This is a genomic window from Micromonospora citrea (assembly GCF_900090315.1).
Taxonomy (GTDB): Bacteria; Actinomycetota; Actinomycetes; order Mycobacteriales; family Micromonosporaceae; genus Micromonospora; species Micromonospora citrea.
The window spans coordinates 629,123-648,437 of the sequence record NZ_FMHZ01000002.1 but is presented as its reverse complement, the minus strand read 5'-3'; the positions used below and the strand labels follow the sequence as shown (position 1 = coordinate 648,437).

General features: G+C 73.7%; 18 protein-coding genes. 5 read left to right on the top strand and 13 right to left on the bottom strand.

Annotated features, from left to right (window positions below):
* The first annotated feature begins 89 nt into the window (after positions 1-89).
* Positions 90-1,268 carry a peptidoglycan DD-metalloendopeptidase family protein gene (locus GA0070606_RS03200; protein WP_245724549.1) on the top strand — a complete coding sequence of 393 codons (1,179 nt, stop codon included), beginning with the start codon at positions 90-92 and terminating at the stop codon, positions 1,266-1,268.
* A gap of 159 nt (positions 1,269-1,427) precedes the next feature.
* Here the strand turns inward: GA0070606_RS03200 and GA0070606_RS03195 are convergent, their stop codons facing one another.
* The gene (locus GA0070606_RS03195; protein ID WP_091094975.1) at positions 1,428-3,815 is read right to left on the bottom strand and encodes a WD40/YVTN/BNR-like repeat-containing protein; all 2,388 of its coding nucleotides are present in this window, start codon (positions 3,813-3,815) and stop codon (positions 1,428-1,430) included.
* A gap of 156 nt (positions 3,816-3,971) precedes the next feature.
* Here GA0070606_RS03195 and GA0070606_RS03190 point away from each other — a divergent pair, with 156 nt between their 5' ends.
* Complete coding sequence (locus GA0070606_RS03190; RefSeq protein WP_091094974.1) at positions 3,972-4,250, top strand: DUF4345 domain-containing protein; 279 nt, start codon at positions 3,972-3,974, stop codon at positions 4,248-4,250.
* A gap of 22 nt (positions 4,251-4,272) precedes the next feature.
* Here GA0070606_RS03190 and GA0070606_RS03185 read toward each other — a convergent pair whose 3' ends face one another.
* The 6 genes from GA0070606_RS03185 to GA0070606_RS03160 all read right to left on the bottom strand — a co-directional run bounded on the left by GA0070606_RS03185 (position 4,273) and on the right by GA0070606_RS03160 (position 9,443).
* A complete protein-coding gene (locus tag GA0070606_RS03185) occupies positions 4,273-4,770 on the bottom strand; it encodes a GNAT family N-acetyltransferase (RefSeq protein WP_091094973.1) in 498 nt (165 codons plus the stop codon).
* 114 nt (positions 4,771-4,884) lie between these two features.
* Complete coding sequence (locus tag GA0070606_RS03180; protein ID WP_141721563.1) at positions 4,885-5,352, bottom strand: hypothetical protein; 468 nt, start codon at positions 5,350-5,352, stop codon at positions 4,885-4,887.
* A gap of 17 nt (positions 5,353-5,369) precedes the next feature.
* Complete coding sequence (locus tag GA0070606_RS03175) at positions 5,370-6,251, bottom strand: carbohydrate ABC transporter permease (protein WP_091094971.1); 882 nt, start codon at positions 6,249-6,251, stop codon at positions 5,370-5,372.
* Positions 6,248-7,258 (bottom strand): ABC transporter ATP-binding protein, encoded by a 1,011-nt coding sequence (locus GA0070606_RS03170; RefSeq protein WP_091094970.1) that lies wholly within the window; start codon positions 7,256-7,258, stop codon positions 6,248-6,250. Before GA0070606_RS03170 ends, GA0070606_RS03175 begins: the two co-directional genes overlap by 4 nt.
* On the bottom strand, positions 7,255-8,556 hold the full coding sequence (locus GA0070606_RS03165) for an ABC transporter substrate-binding protein (RefSeq protein WP_091094969.1): 1,302 nt from the start codon (positions 8,554-8,556) through the stop codon (positions 7,255-7,257). Before GA0070606_RS03165 ends, GA0070606_RS03170 begins: the two co-directional genes overlap by 4 nt.
* A complete protein-coding gene (locus GA0070606_RS03160; RefSeq protein WP_141721561.1) occupies positions 8,553-9,443 on the bottom strand; it encodes a carbohydrate ABC transporter permease in 891 nt (296 codons plus the stop codon). The genes GA0070606_RS03165 and GA0070606_RS03160 overlap by 4 nt, the downstream gene beginning before the upstream one ends.
* A gap of 242 nt (positions 9,444-9,685) precedes the next feature.
* Here GA0070606_RS03160 and GA0070606_RS03155 point away from each other — a divergent pair, with 242 nt between their 5' ends.
* Positions 9,686-11,599, top strand: a complete 1,914-nt coding sequence (locus GA0070606_RS03155) for a Xaa-Pro dipeptidyl-peptidase (RefSeq protein WP_091094967.1) — start codon at positions 9,686-9,688, stop codon at positions 11,597-11,599.
* 74 nt (positions 11,600-11,673) lie between these two features.
* Here the strand turns inward: GA0070606_RS03155 and GA0070606_RS03150 are convergent, their stop codons facing one another.
* Together GA0070606_RS03150 and GA0070606_RS03145 are read right to left on the bottom strand one after the other, a co-directional pair.
* The gene (locus GA0070606_RS03150; protein ID WP_091094966.1) at positions 11,674-12,903 is read right to left on the bottom strand and encodes a PucR family transcriptional regulator; all 1,230 of its coding nucleotides are present in this window, start codon (positions 12,901-12,903) and stop codon (positions 11,674-11,676) included.
* A 345-nt stretch (positions 12,904-13,248) separates the two neighbouring features.
* Complete coding sequence (locus tag GA0070606_RS03145; RefSeq protein WP_218105967.1) at positions 13,249-14,394, bottom strand: CapA family protein; 1,146 nt, start codon at positions 14,392-14,394, stop codon at positions 13,249-13,251.
* Positions 14,395-14,632: 238 nt separating this feature from the next.
* Here GA0070606_RS03145 and GA0070606_RS03140 point away from each other — a divergent pair, with 238 nt between their 5' ends.
* Positions 14,633-16,240: an amidohydrolase gene (locus GA0070606_RS03140; RefSeq protein WP_091094964.1), complete on the top strand. Its 1,608-nt coding sequence runs from the start codon at positions 14,633-14,635 to the stop codon at positions 16,238-16,240.
* Positions 16,241-16,270: 30 nt separating this feature from the next.
* Here GA0070606_RS03140 and GA0070606_RS03135 read toward each other — a convergent pair whose 3' ends face one another.
* The 3 genes from GA0070606_RS03135 to GA0070606_RS03125 form a co-directional block, all read right to left on the bottom strand.
* Positions 16,271-16,873, bottom strand: coding sequence for a hypothetical protein (locus tag GA0070606_RS03135; protein WP_091094963.1), 603 nt, complete (start codon positions 16,871-16,873; stop codon positions 16,271-16,273).
* 202 nt (positions 16,874-17,075) lie between these two features.
* Positions 17,076-17,564, bottom strand: coding sequence for an SRPBCC family protein (locus GA0070606_RS03130; protein ID WP_091094962.1), 489 nt, complete (start codon positions 17,562-17,564; stop codon positions 17,076-17,078).
* Positions 17,561-17,899 carry an ArsR/SmtB family transcription factor gene (locus GA0070606_RS03125; protein ID WP_091094961.1) on the bottom strand — a complete coding sequence of 113 codons (339 nt, stop codon included), beginning with the start codon at positions 17,897-17,899 and terminating at the stop codon, positions 17,561-17,563. Before GA0070606_RS03125 ends, GA0070606_RS03130 begins: the two co-directional genes overlap by 4 nt.
* Positions 17,900-17,984: 85 nt before the next feature.
* On the opposite strand from GA0070606_RS03125, the gene GA0070606_RS03120 reads away from it, so the two are divergent.
* Positions 17,985-18,290: a DUF1330 domain-containing protein gene (locus GA0070606_RS03120; RefSeq protein ID WP_091094960.1), complete on the top strand. Its 306-nt coding sequence runs from the start codon at positions 17,985-17,987 to the stop codon at positions 18,288-18,290.
* A 121-nt stretch (positions 18,291-18,411) separates the two neighbouring features.
* Here GA0070606_RS03120 and GA0070606_RS03115 read toward each other — a convergent pair whose 3' ends face one another.
* Positions 18,412-19,056, bottom strand: coding sequence for a dihydrofolate reductase family protein (locus tag GA0070606_RS03115; RefSeq protein WP_091094959.1), 645 nt, complete (start codon positions 19,054-19,056; stop codon positions 18,412-18,414).
* Positions 19,057-19,315 lie beyond the last annotated feature (259 nt).

The following is a 19,315-nucleotide window of genomic DNA, read 5'->3' as shown; positions in this document are numbered from 1 at the left end:
GCGGTGTCAACATGTAGACAATATTCTAGGTTCTGTCTATCGTCGGCAGCACTAAATGATGTCCCTCGATGGAAGTGAGGTCGTCAATGGTGCAGATCAGACGATGGGTCGGCATCGCCACGGCTCTGTTGGCGGCGGAACTCGTGGTCGCGGGCACCGCCGCGCACGCCGCCCCGGCGGCACCGGACGCGGCACGCCCGAGCGTCGAGGAGGCGGTCACCGCCAAGCTGCTCGGGCAGCCCCGGACCACCGGCGAGGCGCACGCCGACGAGTCGGACACCCGGGTCACCGTCACCCGCAGGAGCGGCCGGTGGGCCTTCGGCACCGCCGTCACCGTCACCTCCCACGACAGGGACGTCCACCCGACCGGCGCGATCTTCATCGCCCGCGCCGAGGCCGGCGGGTGGCGGGTGGGCTTCGACGGCGAGGCGGAGTTCGGCGCGCTGGCCGCCGAGTCGCCCCTGGTCGGCAAGCAGGAACGGGAGGTACTCACGCGAGCCCCGGGCACGATGTACGCGGGCGGCGACCACCGCACCGGCATGGCCCTGCCGTTCGCCGTCGGGCAGACGTGGACCCTCACCAGCGGCCCGCACGGCTGGGGCGGCAGCGAGCTGCCGTACAGCTCGATCGACCTCGCCGGCGGTGACCAGGTGGTCCGCGCGGCCCGGGGCGGCACGGCCTACACGATGTGCACGGGCTGGATCCGGGTGATCCACGACCGGGGCTACTCCACCGACTACTACCACCTGTGGAGCAGCATCTCGGTCAACGGCGCCGCCGTCGGCCAGGGCGCCTACCTCGGCTACACGGGCACCGACGTGACCTGCGGCGGGGCGGCGTACGGCCGGCACGTCCACTTCGGGCTGCGGCAGAACAGCGCCTACGTGCCCATCGCCGGCCACGGCATCGGCAAGTGGGTGTTCGAGAACGGCGCCGCCGCCTACCAGGGCGGCGCGCGGCACGGCTCGACCTGGCGGGGCGCCGGCGGCGCGGTCTACAACTACGGCGTGCTGGGCTTCAACCAGGCGGTCGTCGACGCCAACGGCGGCGGCACCCTGACCAGGCGGTCCGGCCCCGGCACCGGCTACGCCGCGCTGGGCTCGGTCAGCGACGGCGCCACGGTCACCGTCTCCTGCTCCGCCAACGGCACCAGTCACACCGGGCGGTACGGCACCACCGCGCTGTGGAACCGGCTCAGCGACGGCAGTTGGGTCTCCGACGCCTACCTGTGGACCGGCGTGAACGGCCCCGTCAACGGCTGGTGCTGACCGGCGTCCACCGGCAACGACGAAGGCCCCCGCCGAGGCGGGGGCCTTCCTCGTTCCTCCGGCCTCGCCGGTCACGCGGGGCGGCGGCGTACCCGAGACCCGATGGATCGGGCGGGGGTGGGCGGGCCGTCCCACCACCCCCGCCCCACGGTCACGGCGTCATGCCGCGCGGCACGAGGCGAGCACGCCGACCACACCGGCGCCGGGATCGCGCAGCGGCAGCCTGGTCGACGCCGCCGGGCACCGGGGCACGGTGAGGTCGTGGACGCCCCGACCGAACGTCGCCGCGGTGAGCTGCCGGGTCGGCTCGTGGTAACGCAGGTACATCACGGCCGCCGCCGGCAGCTCCGCGCCGAGCGAGGCCCACTCGCCGCCGTTCCACGCCGACACGAACACCCCGACGTCGGTGCCGACCAGCAGCAGGCCGTCGGAGGTCGGCACCACCGAGTTGACCGGCGCGTCGGGCAGCCCCCGGCCGATGTCGGTCCAGGTGCGTCCACCGTCGCGGGTCATCATGACGTGCGCGCGGTCGCTGCCCGACCGGAAGGCCGAGAACGTGGCGTACGCGATGTTCGCGTCCGACGGGTGCACCGCGACGCGGGTCACCCAGGTGCCCGGCAGTTGGGCGGGGTCGACCCGGTTCCACGTGCCCCCGAGGTCGTCGGTCCACCACAGCCGGCCGTCGTCCGTGCCGACGTAGAGCTTGTCGCCGTCGGTGGGGGCCGCCGCGATCGTGGTGATCGTGCCCCACGGGTAGCCCGACGGGTCGTTCGGCCCGCCGCCGGTGAGGTCGGGGCTGATCGCCGTCCAGGTGCGACCGTTGTCCGTCGACCGGTTCACGACGTTGCCCGCGTAGTACATGACGTTCGGGTCGCTCGGGTCGAACTGCAACGGCGTCAACCAGTTGCGCCGGTCGGAGGTGGTCTGGCCGGGGCCGATCGACTGGCGCGGGGCCGCGCCGGCGTTCTCCGAGCGGTAGCACGAGCCGTACTGGCTGCAGCCGAAGACGATGTTCGGGTTCTCCGGGTGGATGATCACCTGGAGGCCGTCGCCGCAGCCGATGGCGTTCCACGGGCCGCCCACGCCGGAGTAGCCGCGGTTGCAGCCGTTGTCCTGGGCGCCGCCGACCTTCAGCACCGGGTCGGTCTCCGCGACGTCCACGGTGTAGAACTGGGTGTACGGCTCGTAGGTGGACTTGACCCAGCCGCCCACCCCGTTGTCGTCGGAGCGGTAGAAGCCGCCGTCGTTGCCGAGGTAGGCCCGGCCCGGCACCTTCGGGTCCCAGCGCAGCACGTGCTGGTCGGCGTGCACGCCGCCGACGTTGCCGAAGCTCCGTGCGCCGTCGGTCGAGCGGCGCAGGTTCACCCCGGTCAGGAACACGTGGTTGGCGTCGGCGGGGTCGACGAACAGCTTGCCGAACCACCAACTGAAGGTGGACTGGGACGCCTGGTTGGCGTTGACCGGGGTCTGCGTCCACGTGTCGCCGCCGTCGTCGGAACGGTAGAAGGCGCGGAACGGGCCGAGGGCGGTGCCGACGTACGCGTACAGCCGGTCGGGGTCGCTCGGGGCGAGGGCGAGGCCCCAGCGTCCCTGGTCGGCGTCGGTGGGCAGCCCGTTGGTCATCCGCTGCCAGTTCCGCCCGCCGTCGTCGGAGCGCCACAGGCTGGAGCCGGGCCCGCCGTAGGTGCGCTGGTGCGGCTCGCGCAGGTGGTCCCACATCGCCGCGTACACCCGGTTCGGGTTCCGGGGGTCGATGACGACCTCGGTGGCGCCGGTGGTCGCGTTCGGCGGGGCGAGGGCCTGCCGCCAGGTGTCCCCGCCGTCCTCGGAGAGGTAGACGCCCCGCTCGCCGCCGGGCACGAACAGGTTGCCGGCGGCGGCGGCGAAGATCCGGTCCTGGTCGCCCGGGTCGATGGCGAAGCGGGCGATGGCGTGGCTGTTCTCCAGGCCGACGCGCTGCCACGTCCGGCCCCGGTCCCGGGAGCGGTAGACCCCGTCGCCGCCGAAGGTGATCGAGCCGCCGCCCGGCTGGGCCTCGCCCGTGCCGGCGAAGAGCACGCCGTCGGTGGTCATCGCGACCGCGCCCATGCTCTGCGTCCCGCCGTCGGGCCAGGCGGGCGCGAAGGTGGCGCCCGCGTCGGCGGAGCGCCAGATGCCGCCGGAGGCGGCGGCGATGAAGATCTGGTCGGTGACCTGCGGGTCGACGGCGATGTCCACCACGCGACCGCCGATGTTGCCGGGGCCGAAGAAGCGCCAGTCCCCGTCGGCGAGGGGGCGGTAGACGCTGCGGGTGCGGGCGGCGAGTCGGTTCGCCTCGCCGCGGGCCTTCGCGTACTTGGCGGCGGAGAGGTTCGTGCTGCCGTCGCTGAGCCGTTGGGCGGTCATCCACTCGGCGGGCAGCTCCATCGGCCCGGTGGGGCTGCTGGTGGCCAGCGACTCCTCGCCGCGGGCCGACGGTGTCGAGGTCGTCAACGCGGCCGCGGTCAGCAGTGCCAGGGCGGCTGCCACCGGCAGGGCGCGTCGGCCTCGGACGAGGGTGGGACTCATGCGGATCTCCCGTCCACGTGCGGGTGCGACCGGGAACCAGTCGTCTGTCGCACGGTAGACAGCACGGTGACCGACGTCACCCGGCAACTGTTGGGATTCCGGTCGTCGGGTTAGGACACCTGTCGAGCCGGGGCCGCCTGCGGTCATGGCCCGACGATCGACAGCCTCGGGCGGTTCTTCGGGGCGATCTTCGCCGGCTACGGGCTCGCCTGGCTCTGGGCGGCCCGGCAGTCACCGATCCCCGCCACGGCGGTGCGGTGGCTGGCCGGAGTGTTCCTGCTGGGTGCGCTCGGGCGGCTGCTCTCGCTCGCCGTGCACGGTTGGCCGCACGGCTTCCAGGTGGCGCTGGCGGTCGTCGAGCTGCTGCTCCCGCCGCTGTTTCTCTGGCTGGCCCACGCCGAGGAGAAGGCGCTCCCGGCCGGCGCCTCTGGGTGAGCGACGCTTCCCCTGGCCGGTGTCAGGAGGCGGGCGGCAGCGCGAGCCAGTCCTGCCAGGCGATGTCGCGGCCCAGGAAGCGGGGCTGCCGGAAGGGCCAGTCGGCGGCGATCCACCGCGGCACCAGCGCGTCGAACGCGCGTTCCACCTCGCCGTCGACCAGGTCGTCCACCACCCACCAGGAGACCTCGCCGTCCGAGCCGGCGCGCTCGGGCGGGTCGATGTAGACGCAGCCGAGGATCGCCGTCTCCTCCTCGTCCAGCAGCGCGTAGTTGAACGACTGGTGCGCGGCTATCTCCTTCTCGTGCCGCAGCAGGTCGACGCGGTTCTGGTCGTAGGTCATCGTGTCCGTCGGCCAGCCCCAGGCGGGGCCGAAGATCTCCCACAGGCGCTCCCGCGATCCCATCACGGCGGGATAGTCGAGCGGGGCGTCCGCCTCCCGGATCGGCCGCAGGTGCAGCGCGGTGCCGGGCACGGGCACGTGGACGGGGTGGACGAAGTCGTCAGGCAGCCAGCTCACAACGGCCGAGACTACCGCCGGCGCGGGACGGTCCCCCAGGGTGCGGGCGCAGGGGCGGACGACCGTGATCCCACCGGCAGCCCCGGCCGCGTCCATCGCTGACGGGCGGCCGACCTAACCGCTCTGGAACTCCGGCAGCCCCGCGTCCTCCGAGTCCGGCCCCACCACCGCGGTCAGCGTGGTGCCGTCGGCGCAGAGCGCGCCGGCCCGCAGGTACATCCGCCGCTGCTGCGCCCGGGTCAGCACCTCGGCCTCGAAGACCTCGTCCTCGACGCGCAGCAGTTCGATGTCGGCGCGGCCCTCGTAGTGGGCGCGCACGTCCAGCGGGGTCATCCGGACGGTGGCCTCGACCGTCGTCAGGGCCCCCTGCTCCACGACCGAGGTGACGCGCGCGCCGTCGGGCAGCACCAGGCCGGTGACCCGGGCGTCGACCTCCGGCTCGGTGTCCAGCGGCACCCGGTCGCAGCTGGGCAGGTTCGCCAGCATCCCCGGGCCCCGCCCGGTCGCCGGCGGGGCGTCCGTCCCGCCGCAGGCGACGAGCAGCGGGACCGTGGCGACGACCGCGAACATCCGGAGTCTCACCGCGCCAGGGTGCCACCTCATCGCAGTACCCGCCAGCGCCGCACCATCAGCAGCAGGGCGGTGACGACGACGGCCGTGACCGCCATGAGCACCGTCGAGATGAGCGCGCCGTACGCGAAGCCGGAGAACTCGAAGGCCTGGTCGAAGATGTAGACGGGCAGGTAGAGCGTGGCGTTGGCGGGCCGGCCGTCGGTGAGCACGTACGCGGGGACGAAGTTCACCTGGAGGGTGAGGATCGTGTCCCGGACGGCCAGCAGCACCAGCACGGGGGCCAGCAGCGGCAGCGTGAGCCGGCGTAGTTGGCCGAACGGGCCGCAGCCCTCCAGCGTCGCCGCCTCGTACAGCCGGCCGTCGAGCATCCGGCGGGCGGCGAGGACGACGACGAAGCCCTCGCCGATCGGGAACGCCAGCATCAGCACCACCGCCACCCGGGCGGTGGTCGGATCCGACAGCCAGGTGAAGCCGGGGTGCCCGAACAGCCCGAGCACCTGGTTGAGCGGGCCGTAGAGCGGGTTGAGCACCCACAGGAACAGCACGGCCAGCGCGACGTCGGGGACGACCGTCGGCAGGTATACCGCGACCCGGAACCACCGCCCGCCCGGCCGGGGCGCGGCGAGCAGCAGCCCGAGCCCCACGGCGGCGAGCAGCCGGACCGGCACGGCCAGCGCCACGTGCGTCGCGGACGCCCGCACGCTGTCGAGCAGGAAACCGTCGGCCAGCATCCAGCGTACGTTGGCCAGGCCCACGAACTGCGGGTCCCGGGTCAGTCCGGTGTGGTCGGTGAACGCGTACCCGACGTTGAGCAGAGCGGGCAGGGCGACCAGCAGCGCGACCGCCACGGCGTACGGGGCGAGGAACGCCCAGGCGGTCAGCTGCCGGCCGGCGCGGACCGTCTTCACCGGCGCCGCCCGGTGGCGGTGTCGAAGCGGTGGACCCGGTCCGGGTCGGGGCGCAGCCGCACCGGGTCGCCCGGCCGTACGCCCGGCCGTGGCCCGGTGCGCACGGTGAGGCGGGTGCCGTCGGGGCACCGGGTCAGCAGGACGGCCTCGCTGCCGAGCGCCTCCACCACCTCGACGGTCGCCTCGACCGGGCCCTCGGCGTCGAGCGCCAGGTCCTCCGGCCGTACGCCGAGGGTCACGTCCGGCCGTCCGCCCAGCGTGCCGCCGCCGGCCACCAGGTTCATCGGCGGGCTGCCCAGGAAGCCGGCCACGAAGGTGTCGGCGGGCTCGTCGTAGACCTGCTGCGGCGGCCCGACCTGCCGCACCCGGCCGCGGTCGAGGACGACCACCCGGTCGCCGAGGGTCATCGCCTCCGCCTGGTCGTGCGTGACGTGGACGGTCGTGGTGCCGAGTTCGCGGTGCAGGGCGAGCAGGTCGGCCCGGGTGGCCAGGCGCAACGGCGCGTCCAGGCTGGCCAGCGGCTCGTCGAGCAGGTAGACGCTGGGCTCGCGCAGCAGGGCGCGGGCCAGGGCGACGCGCTGGCGCTGCCCGCCGGACATCTCGTCGGGGTGCCGGTCGAGCAGGTCGGCGATCCCCAGCCGCTCGGCCGCGGTGCGGGCCCGCCGGTCGGCCTCGGCGCGGGGGACCCGGCGCACCCGCAGGCCGAACGTCAGGTTGCCCAGCGCGGTGAGGTGTGGGTAGAGGGCGTAGTCCTGGAAGACCATCGCCACGGCCCGGCGGTGCGGCGGCACCAGGGCGACGTCCCGGCCGTCCACGAGGACCCGGCCGCGGTCCGGCCGGTCGAGCCCGGCGATGAGCCGCAGGACGGTGGACTTGCCGGAGCCCGAGGGCCCGACCAGGGTGATCATCTCTCCGGCCCGTACGTCGAGGTCCATCCCGTCGACGGCCGTCGTGCGCCCGTACGTCTTGGTCAGCGACTCCAGCCGGATCGCTCCGCGTCCGGTCATCCGCCCGCTCCCGTCGGCAGGGCGAACAACGGCCGGCTCTGCTCCTCCAGCCGGCGTAGGCCCTCCTCGCGCCCGATCCGGCCGTAGAAGACCTCCTCCAGCAGGGTGCCCGCCTCGCGTTCCACCCGGGACCAGGTGGCGGTGCGCGGGGTGGTGCGCAGGTGCGGCGCGGCGTCGAGGTATACCCGCGACGACTTCGGCGGCGCGGCCGGGTCGAGGAACGCCGGCGAGTTGGCGACTTCGAGCCGGGACGGCACGGTGCGGCCGGACTCGGCGAGGATCCGCTGGCCGGCCGGGCCCATCGCGAACTCGATGAACCGCCAGGCGTCGTCGTGGTCGGGCAGGCCGGCGCCCATGCAGTAGGCGTCGCTGTGCAGGATCGACGCGGGTACGCCGCCCGGCGCGACCGGCAGCGGCGCCACGTCCCAGGTGAAACCGTCGATGGTGCGCAGCGTGGGCACGGCCACCCGGCTGTTGAGGTACATGCCGAGGTTGCCGCGCAGGAACCGGGCCTCGCTCGACTCGCTCTGCTCCTCGGCGTCCGGCGGCACGACACGGTGCCTGAGTTGCAGGTCGAGGAACCAGTCGACGGCCGCGCGGGTGGCCGGGTCCCGGGTGAGGGTCAGGGTGGTGGGCCGGGCCGGGTCGTCGACGAGCTCGCCCCGGTTGGACCAGACGAACGGCGCGAGCCGGGGCACGGACGGCTCGACGCCCGCCCCGTAGCGGCCGTCGCGGGTCAGCGCGCGGGCGGCGGCGAGGAAGTCGTCCCAGGTCCAGCCGGCCTTCGGCAGCGGCACGCCGGCGGCGGCGAACAGGTCGGCGTTGTAGTAGACGACCAGCGAGGAGAGGTTCTGCGGCAGGCAGGTCAGGGCCCTGCCGTCGAAGCGGAAGGCGTCCAGCGTCTGCGGGCTGAAGTCGCTCTCCTTCAGCACGGTGCTGCGCTCCAGGTAGGACTGCGCCGGCTCGATCGCTCCCTGCGCGGCGAACTGCCCGTAGCGGCGGTAGTTGAGCAGGAACACGTCCGGTGGCCTGCCGCCGGCGAACGAGGTGGTCAGCCGGGCCATCAGCTCGTCCTGGCCGGCGACGGGCGAGAGGTTGACGTCCACGTCGCGGTTGGCCTCCTCGAACGCGGCCACCATGGTGCGGTAGCCGGCGACCTCCTCGGCGTCGCCGAACAGCACCACGGTGATGCCCGACGCGTCGTCGGCGCGGTCACCGCCGCCGCAGCCGGCGGCGTAGCCGACCAGCAGGGCGGCCACGACCAGGCCGACCCATCGCCGTGCCCGGGTGTCGGTCAACTGCGTCCTCCAGATCTGAGTGCGGCCAGGGGGTCGTCGTCCAGCAGGATCCGCTGGGCCAGGAGGAACACCAGCACGCACGGGACGGTGGCGACCACGCAACCGGCCATCAGCAGCGGCCAGTCCGTGGGGTTCAGCAGCCGCAGGAACTGCAGGCCGAGCGGGTAGGTGTACCGGTCGCCGCTGTGCAGGTACAGCAGCGGGTCGATGAAGTTGGCCCAGTGGAACGTGAAGGCCAGCACGGCCACCGCGAGGGTCGCCGGGCGTACCTGGGGCATCGCCACGCGGCGCCAGACGGTCAGCCACCCGGCGCCCTCCAGCCGGGCCGCCTGGAGTTGGGTATCCGGCACCCCGCCGAAGCTCCAGGCGTAGAGCAGCACCAGGAACGGGCTGCCGGCCAGCGCCGCCGGGGCCAGCAGCGGGACGTACGTGTCGACCACTCCGGCCAGGCGGAAAAGCTCGAAGCGGGTCGCCCACACGGCGGTGGCGGGGACGAGCAGCACCGCCAGCAGGCCGAGGACCACCCGCCGGCGCGCGGTCGGCGCGAGCAGCCGCAGGCCGAAGCCGGTCAGCGAGGCCACGGCGACGGTCAGCGGCACGGCGAGCGCCACGACCAGTGCCGAGTTCGCCAGGTAGCGGAACAGCGGGATCAGCTCGGGCAGTCGGGCGTAGGCGGCCACCGTCGGCTCGGGCGGGAGGAGTTCGAGGGTGCGCGGCGGGGGCAGGCCGGCGGGTCGCAGGGAGCCGACCACCATGAACCACAGCGGGGCGGCGAACAGCGCCGCGAACAGGGCCGGAACCACGAAACGCCCGATGATCCGCGGGATCGTGGCGCGACCCGACAACCGCACGTCGCCGAACCTATGGCCGCTGCGCCGTCGGGTCATCGGGCACCTGTTGGAATCGCGTGCCGCCGCCTCCTACGCCTGTCGTACGCCGGCGGCGGGTGACGGGGCACGAGCGCCTGCGACAGACGTAGGAGCCGGGGACGCGCACCTGCCACACGTGTCCGATGACCGGCCGCACATCCATTCGTACGCTTCGATCTATCCGTCGGCCCGGCGACCTCCTGGTCAGCACGTCGGAGCGCGGCGGACCGACGGCGGGTGCGCCGAACGGGAGGAGCGCGATGCGAACCACGAGAACCTGGTGGCGGGCGGCGGTGGTGGTCGTGGCGACCACGGCCGTCGGGCTGCCGGCCACCACCGCGGCGGCACGACCCGCCACGGAGAGCACCGGGCCGGTCGTCGAGGGCGGGGTCACCCAGCCGGTGTTCGGCTACGCCGACGCGATCCGTGAACGGGTCTTCGTCACCGCCGACGTCGACACCGACGCCGACGGGGCACGCGACGTCGTCGCCCTGGACGTCATCCGGCCCCGCGCCAGCGACGACGGCCTGCGCGTGCCGGTGGTGATGGACGCCAGCCCCTACTACTCCACCGTGTGCCGGGGCAACGAGGGCGAGTGCAAGGCCGACCTCGACGGCGACGGCCTCAACGACCGGTGGCCGCTGTTCTACGACAACTACTTCGTGCCGCGCGGCTACGCGGTGGTGCTGCTCGACATGATCGGCACCAACAACTCGACCGGCTGCCCGGTCACCGGCGGCCGCGCGGACAACATCAGCGCGCCGACCGCGATCGACTGGCTCAACGGACGCCGCCCCGGCCGCGACGCCGCCGGCCGCGCCGTCGTCGCCGACTGGCACAACGGTCGCACCGGCATGATCGGCAAGTCGTACGACGGCACGCTCGCCAACGCCGCCGCGGCCGACGGGGTGGCCGGGCTGAGCACGATCGTGCCGATCTCGGCCATCTCCAGCTGGTACGACTACTCGCGCAGCAACGGCCTGGTCACCCGGGCGAACAACTACTCGGGCAGCCTCGCCAACACGGTCACCGACCCCGACCGCAGGGCGTACTGCGCGCCGGTGCGGGACCGGCTCGGCGCGGGCGTCGACGACGTCACCGGCGACTACAACGACTTCTGGGCCGAGCGCGACTACGTCCCGCACGCCGGTCAGGTGCGCGCCAGCGTCTTCGTCGTGCACGGCCTCAACGACAACAACGTCCGGCCGGACCACTTCAGCAACTGGTGGAACGCGCTCGCGGAGCGGAACGTCCCCCGCAAGCTCTGGCTGACCGGCACCGGCCACGTCGACCCGTTCGACTTCCGCCGCCAGCGGTGGGTGGACACGCTGCACCGGTGGTTCGACCACTGGCTGCACGGCATCGACAACGGCATCATGGCCGAGCCGATGGTCGACGTCGAGCGGGCGCCGGACGTCTGGGAGAGCCACCCCACCTGGCCGTTGCCGGCCGCCCACGCCACGCAGGTGTTCCTGCGCCCCGGCCCGGACGGGACGGCCGGCGGCCTGTCGGTGCGTCCGCACCCCGGCAACGCGTCGGTGTCGTTCCGGGACACCCCGACGATGAGCCAGGTCAACGCCGTCCGTCACCCGTCGGACCCGCTGGCGGACACCGAGAACCGGCTGGTGTTCCTGTCCCCGCCGCTGCGGGCGCCGCTGCACGTCTCGGGCTCGCCGGTGGTGCGGATCAACGCGTCCGTCGACGGCGAGGACACCAGCTTCGCCGGCCTGCTCGTCGACTACGGCACCCGGCCCCGGTTCAGCACCGTCGGCGACGGCATCCGGACCCTCGCCACCGAGGACTGTTGGGGTGGCGAGGCCACCTGGGGCGGGCACGCCGAGGAGGCCTGCTACCGGCGGACCGAGAAGACGGTCGCCGCCAACGGGCAGGAACTGGTGACCAAGGGCATCCTCGACGGGCTCAACCTGGCCTCGCTGGGCGCGTCGACGCCGCTGGTGCCCGGTGCCAGGAACGCCGTCGACGTGCGGCTGCTCCCCGAGGACTACGTCTTCGACGCCGGTCACCAGATCGGGGTGGTCCTGCTCGGCTCGTACTCCGGCTACAGCAGCCGCGCCAAGCAGAACAGGGCCGAGATCACGGTCCACTTCGACCGCAGCCGCATCGAGCTGCCGGTCGTCGGCGGCCGTCCGGCGGCGGTGCGCGCCGGCCTGTAGGCACTTCCGGGGCGGGACGCGCGGCACGTCGGGCGTCCCGCCCCGTCGCCCGGCTCACGGCTCGTCGGCCCGGCTCAGCCCTCCGGCCGGTAGTGGCCGGTCAGCCGGCCCAGCTTCAACGCCAGGTGCAGGCAGAGCCGCTCGTTGCCGTCCTTCAGGTCGGTCTCGGCGAGTTCCTCGATGCGTTGCAGCCGGTAGTAGAGGGTGGTGCGGTGCAGCCGTAGCTGCTCGGCGGTGGCATGGGCGTTGCCGGCGAGGTCCAGATAGCGTTCCAGGGTCTCCAGCAGCACCGGGTTCGCCTGCTCGCGCAGCATCCGCTCCAGCCCCGGGTGCACGTCGGCCATGTCCAGGTGCCGGCCGTCCAGCCGCGACAGCACTCGGTAGATGCCCAGGCCCGACCAGGAGACCACGCCGCCCAGGGCGGGCAGCCGGACGCCCACCCGGGCCGACTGCAGCGCCTCCCCGTAGGAGCCGACGGCGTCGGCCAAGCCGGGTCGGGCCTGCCCGACGCCGACGACGGTGCGCTCGACCGTGGCGAGGCCGCGGATCGCCTGCCGCAGGTTGTCGTCGAGGAGCTTGGCGACGACCTCGGGGGAGGGGCGGCCGGCGCTTCGGTCGCCGCAGAGCAGCAGGACGCCGTGGTCGTCGCGGACGACGTGCAGCGCCTCCCGGGTGCCGACCCAGCGTCGGGTGGTGACCAGCGCCTGCTCCATCGCGAACCGGGCGACCTCGTCGGGCAGGCTGCCGCCCGGCGTGACCAGTTGCGCGACGAGGGCCGTCGCCGGCCCGTCTCCGACGATCAGGCCGGCCTCCCGCAGCGCCCGCACCGACCGGTCACGGGTCGTCTCGCTGTCGGACAGCAGCGTACGGGCCGCCTCGGTCTCCCGCTGGGAGGCCAGCTCGCCGAGGAGGTTCTCCCGGTAGAGCGCCAGCGACAGCTCGCTCACCAGCCCGGTGGCCTCGATGTCCGCGTCGGTCATGGTGCCGTCCGGGTCGATGAACCACACGAAACCCAGCAGCAGGTCCTGGTGGCGGATCGGCACGCAGAGCCGGGGCAGGAGGTCGAGTTCCGGCGACGGGGGCGTCCGCACCGGCTCCCGGGCCTGCATGATGCCGACGTCGCGGAACCAGGCCATCACCTCGGGCGTGGTCTGCCGGCGCAGGATCGAGGCCCGGCGGACGTCGTCCATCAACCCGGTGTGCTCGCTGTAGACCACCACGCGCTGACGTCGGTCCTCGATGAGCGCGGGACGGCCGACGTGGACGGCGAGGGCGTCGACGATGCGTTGCAGCTCACCCTGCATGTGTTCCTCCGGTCGCCCGCGCAGCGCCACCGGTGCCCCGCAGGCGTGCGCGGCGTGTCCCCGGATCCCGACTGCTGCCTCGAATGGTTCCTCCCCGACCGGACCCGATCAAGCCCTGGCCGACTCGTCAACGGGTAAGCGCTGCCGGTGGTCCATGTCGTTACGGCGGCCCCCGCCCGTGACGACGGGCGGAGGCTCGGGGCAGCCACGAGGGGAACGTGAACCGCCTCAGCGGCTCAGCGCGGCCCCGCGGGCGCCGCCCTTCGTGCCGACGTCACCGGTGGCCCCGGTCGCCCACCTCGCCGTCGGCGCGGTGGGCGGCTCGCCGGGCGGCCCGACGAGCGCTCACTGCGACATCCGCAGCCCGGTGGAGAAGGCGCCCCGCAGGTCGATGTATCCGTTGATCCGCCTGACGATCGCGGCGTAGTGCGCGCGGCGGGCGGCGGGCAGCCGCGGGTCGCTCAGAGCGGCGGTCAGGTCGACCACGCGGGCCATCGGCCGGTATTCCATCCAGGTGGGCAGCACGGTCACGCCGGTGACCTCCCACCTGCCGGTCGAGGTGCGGGTGAAGGTGAACTCGGGCAGGACCGCGTCCTGCGTCTTCTCCGGGGAGCCGTCACCGAACCGGGTGGTCAGGTTGCCCATGCCGTAGGCGACCCACTTGGCGCCGATCTTCTCGAAGGGCTGCACCACGTGCACGTGGTGGCCGACGATCAGGTCCACGTCGGGCGAGGCCAGCAACCGGTGTGCCAGGTCGACCTGGTCGGCGTTCGGTTCGTGCTGGTACTCCGTACCCCAGTGCATCGACAGGATGACGATCTCCGCGCCGGCGTCGCGCGCCCGCCGTGCCTCGGCGAGGATGGCGTCCTCGTCGATCAGGTTGGCCGCCCACGGTCTCTGCGCGGGCAGTGGTATGCCGTTGAAGCTCAGGGTGTACGAGAGTTGACCGACCTTGACGCCGCCCACGTCCAGGATGGTGGGGCGTCGGGCCTCGGCCTCGGTGCGCGCCGTGCCCGTGTGCCGCAGGCCCACCCGGTCGAGGTTGTCGAGCGTGCGGGCGATGCCCTCCACCCCGCTGTCCAGGGAGTGGTTGGAGGCCGTGGAACAGGTGTCGAAACCGGCCCAGGCGGCGGCGTCGGCCAGCTCGGGAGGCACGCTGAAGTTCGGCCAGCCGGTGAACGGGCCGGTGGGCTCGGCCAGCGGGGTCTCCATGTGGCAGATGGCCAGATCGGCGGCGCTCACCCGGGCGCGGACCGCGGCGAGCACCTGGGTGAAGTCGTGGCCGTCACGTCCTGCCCGGCGGGCGTCGGCAGCGGCCTGCTCGCTGAGCGCGGGGTGCACGAGCAGGTCACCGGCCGCCACCACGGTGAGTGTGGTTCGGGGGCCGGGGGTGGTGGCGGACGGGCTGGGCGGCTCGCCGGTCGACTTCGTCTCCGGCGCGTCGCAACCGGACGCCAACGCGACGACCAGAAGCACGACCGCAACCGACATTCTTCTCATATCAGCACATGATGCCGCTGGGCCGACTGCGGCGCGGGGAAACATCGAACATCGGGCGGGCGGACGGACGCCGCCGCGGCGTGCTGCGCCTCGGCGTCGGGAGGTCGGTGACGCCATGGTGGCGCGACGGGCACCGGACGCGTGGCGGTGGCATGGCCGAGGCCCGGCGTCGCGCACCGAACCGCCTACCATGGGTGCCCCCCGTCCAGCCGTCGAACAGGCAGCCCCCATGACCGGTACGGTTTTCGAGAACGCCCGCATCCACACGCTCGATCCCGCGCGCCCCATGGCCGAGGCCATGCTGGTGCGCGGCGAGCGGCTCGTCGCCGTCGGCAGCCTCGACGAGTGCCGCGACCGCGCCGGCGTCGGGGCACGCCGGATCGACCTCGGCGGGATGACGGTGCTGCCCGGGCTGATCGACAGCCACCTCCACTCGGCGTCCTACGTGCGTGGCCTGGAGCAGGTGGACCTGCGCGGCACGACCAGCCTCGACGAGGCGCTGGCGCGGATCGCCCGGCACGCCGCCACCCTGCCGCCCGACGCCTGGCTCTTCGGCGGGCGCTGGGACAGCCACAAGTGGGACCGGCCGGTGCAGCCGACGCGGGCCGACCTGGACCGCGTCTGCCCGGATCGGCCCGCCGTGCTGCCCAGCGTCGACGGGCACACCACGTGGGTCAACACCGCCGCCCTCCGGCGGCTCGGCATCGACGCCGGCACCCCCGATCCGATCGGCGGGCAGATCGTCCGCGACGAACGCGGCGAGCCGACCGGAATCCTGCGGGAGGCGGCCGGCGACGCGGCCGCCGACGTCATGCGCACCTCGCTCGCCGGTGACCTGGTCGCGCAGTTGCGCACCCACCTGCCCCGGCTGCTCGCCGTCGGCCTCACCAGCATCCACGACATCGACGGGCAGGACTGCCGGGCCGCCTACGAGACCCTGTACGCCCGGGGCGAGCTGCCGCTGCGGGTGCACAAGTCGATCCCGTCGACCGCGCTGGACGAGGCCATCGACGGAGGCTGGGCGACCGGCGACGGGGACCGCTGGCTGCGTACCGGCCCGGTGAAGATCTTCACCGACGGGGCGCTCGGCTCGCACACCTGCCTGATGACCGAGCCGTACGACGGCGAGCCGGGCAACCACGGCATCGCCGTCACGCCGGCGGAGGAGTTCGAGCGACTGGTGGCGAAGGCGGCCGGGGCCGGCATCGCCGTCGCGGCGCACGCCATCGGCGACGCGGCCAACCAGATGGTGCTGGAGGCGTACGCCCGGTGGCAGGAGCGGGCGCGTACGGACCCGGCCGGCGCGGCGACGGTACGGCGGCTGCGGCACCGGATCGAACACACCCAGCACCTGCGGCCGGCGGACGTGCCGCTGCTCGCCCGGTTGGGGGTGATCGCCTCGATGCAGCCGACCCACTGCACCAGCGACATCCCCCTGACCGCCAGCATGCTCGCCGGCCGTGACCTGGCCTCGTACGCCTGGCGCAGCCTGCTCGACGCCGGCGCGACGGTGGCGTTCGGCTCGGACGCCCCGGTGGAGGACCCGGACCCGTTCCACGGCATCCACGCGGCGGTCACCCGGCAGCAGCCCGACGGCACCCCGCCCGGCGGCGTGGATCCGCACGAGCGGCTCGACCTCGACGCGGCGCTGCACGGCTTCACCGTCGCCGGGGCGTACGCCTCCTACGAGGAGCATCTGAAGGGGCGGCTGCGCCCGGGGATGCTCGCCGACTTCATCGCGCTGCCCGTCGACCCGTACCAGGTCGAGCCGGCGGGCCTGCGCGACATCACGGTGGCGCTCACGGTGGTCGGCGGGGTCGTCCGCTGGCAGCGGTGACCGCGCCGCCGGCGGGCGTCGTCGCGGAGGTCATCCGTGCGCGGGGGCGGGGGTCGGGTCGGTCCTGACCGCGCGGCGGCGCAGGTGGTAGGCGACGGCGAGCACGAGGACGACCGGCCCCCAGACGCGGATCGGGGCGGTGCAGACCATCGCGAGGGCCTTCCACCAGCCGTTGACGTAGGGGGTGTCCTCGCCCACGCCGAACACGGTGAGGGTCTGGCCGTCGCCGACCGGTACGGAACCGAACAGGACGGTGAGGGCCAGCCCGCCGAGCACCGCGGGGACGACCGCCGCGAGGGGCCGGATCGGCCTGCCGCCGATGAACGGGATCCAGGCCGGCGCGACCTCACCCCAGCGGCGCACCAGCCCGATGCACAGGAAGGCGATCAGCTCCGACAGCACGCTCAGGCCGAACACGTACGGGATGCTCAACCAGAGGCCCGGCATGCCCCCCTCGTGCAGCTGCCCCATCTCGAAGTGGAAGGCGAAGGGCAGCCGCCACAGGCAGGAGGGCAGCAGGAGCAGCGGCATCGCGTAGGCGAGTCGCAGCACCCAGCGCGGAACGGGCCGCTCGGTGTCGCTGTTCGCCGGAGGGGCGTGCAGGGCCGTGCGGAGCAGTTTGTTGACCGTCATGGTCGCAGTCTTCGCGTCCGCCCCACCTCGGGTGATCACCTACGCGGGGCAGGACGCTCCCTCGTCGAGGGGACTCGCGGGGGCAGCCGTCGGGTGGTGAGGCACACCGTGCGGGGCGCGGGGGGCGCCACCGAGGCCGGCGGCGAGTTCTCGGCCGTCGTGACCGGACAGCCGTCGAGGTGAGGGCGATCCTGCCGGGGCGTCAGCCGCCGGTCTCGTCGCCCGCGACCTTGGCGAATCGTTCGAGGACGCCGGTCCAGCCGCCGTCGCCACCGACGGCGTCGTGCATCGCCTGGCCGCCGGCGAGCCGTTCGAGGTGGCGGTGTTCCAGCTCGACCACCGTCTGGTCGGGCCCCGCCGGGGTGAACCGCACCTCGATCTCGCTGGCGCGCCCCGGGTCCGGGTCGTACTGCCAGTCGCCGTTGATCTGCCAGGTCAGCACCAGCCGGTGCGGGGGCTCCCAGGCGAGCACGCGCCCCCAGTCGCACTCGCTCCCGTCGGCGCCGCGCTCGTACCACCGGCCGCCCTCGCCCTGCTCCAGCACCGCACCGGCGTAGTCGGCCCGGCCGATGTGGTATTCGGCGGGCCACCAGCTGTCGACGGAATCGGTGAAGACGCGGAAGGCCCGTTCGACGGGCGCCGCGACGGTGATCGTCCGGCGGATCGGGGGGATCGCGGGTGTGGCGTTCATTCGAGGCTCCTGTCGGTTTCGTCGTCGGTGGGGGCCGCCTCGGCGGCCTGCTGGAAGGCGGTGAGTGACTCGTTCCAGAGCCGGTCCAGGTATGCCCGCACGGCGGCCAGCCCGGCCGGGTCGAGCCGGTAGACCCGGCGGGTGCCGGCGGCCCGGTCGACGACCAGGCCGCCGTCCTTGAGTGCCCGCAGGTGCTGGGAGACCGCCGGCCGGCTGATCGGCAGTTCCCCGGCCAGCTCGCCCACGGAGCGGGGGTGCCGTGCCAGCAGTTCGACGATCGCGCGGCGGGTGGGGTCGCCGAGCAGGCCGAGCGCCCCCAGTCCGTCAGTGTCCACGAACGGTAAGCGTAGACTTACCGTTGGCCGTACGCAAGCGCGTCGAGGGGCTCCGCCACTGCCTACCAGTGGGTAACCTGAGGCTGTGACCGTCTACGCGCTCGCGCAGATCTCCATTCACGACCGGGAGCGTTACGACCGGTACGCGGCCGCCTTCATGCCGGTGCTGTCCGCGTACGGGGGCCGGCTGCTCGCCGCCGACGAGGCTCCGCGGGTCGTCGAGGGGGACTGGCGCCACGACAAGGTCGTCCTGGTGGCCTTCGACAGCCGCGAGAGCTTCGAGCGGTGGGCCACCTCCCCCGAATACCAGGACATCGCCCGCGACCGGGTGGCCGCCACGGACGGGGTGGTCCTGCTCGTCCACGGCGTGCCCACCCTCGGCAACGGGTAGGCCCGGGCCACCCGTCGCGGCGACGTCCCGTGCTCCTCGGGCGCGAGTCCCGGCGAACCCACCACCGACGCCGCCCGGACCCACCACCGCCGCCGCCCCGAGCCGCCGGGGCGGGGCGGCGTCAGTCGTCGCGTCCGGCGCCGCGATCGGGTGCGCCCATGTCGCCCGTTCCGGGCGTGCCGTCGACGAGCCCGTAGCGCAGGTAGACGGTGCCCTTCGGGCCGGCTGCCGGCGGTTCGAGCAGGGTGAGGCTCGTGGGCACCGCGCCGCCGTCGAACACCTTCTTCCCGACGCCGAGGACGATCGGGTGCACCCAGAGGTCGAGCCGGTCGAAGAGCTTCTCGCGCAGGAGGGTCTGCACCAGGTTCAGGCTCCCGACGACCTTGACGTGCTCGTGCCGCTCGCGGACCTCGCGCACCGCGCCGGCCAGGTCCGGGCCGAGCTGCGTGGATCCGGCCCAGGAGAGGTCGGGGCGGCCGCGGGAGGCCACGTACTTCGGGACGCTGTTGAACAGCGTGGCGATCTCGTTGTCCTGGCCGCCCTCCTGGTGCGGCCAGTAGGCGGCGAAGATGTCGTACGTCCGCCGGCCGAGCAGGAGGGCGTCCGTGCCCTCGTACGCGGCGCCGACCTGCGCCCCGGACACCTCGTCCAGCAGGGGCGCCTGCCAGCCACCGAACGGGAAGCCCGCCGGGTCCTCGTCGGGGCTGCCGGGCGACTGCCCGACGAGGTCGAGGGTCGCGAAGAGTTCGATGTGGATCTGGCCCATGCCCTGGCTCCCGGTGGGTTGGTCGTCTCGGTCGGAGGGTTGACCTGCCGGCGCCGGCGAACTCATCGCTGCGAACGGCGCCCGGGTTCGCGCCTGTCCACCGTCTCGCCCGGCGCGCCGGTCACCGCCCCGTCCTGCGGTCAGCGGCACGTGCCGACCGGCCCCTGACGGCAGCAGGCCCCGCTCACGCCGCCGGTCCCAGGGGCGCCGCACCGGCACTCCGCACTCAGGGTAGATCACGGACCGGGTCTGAGCCGGG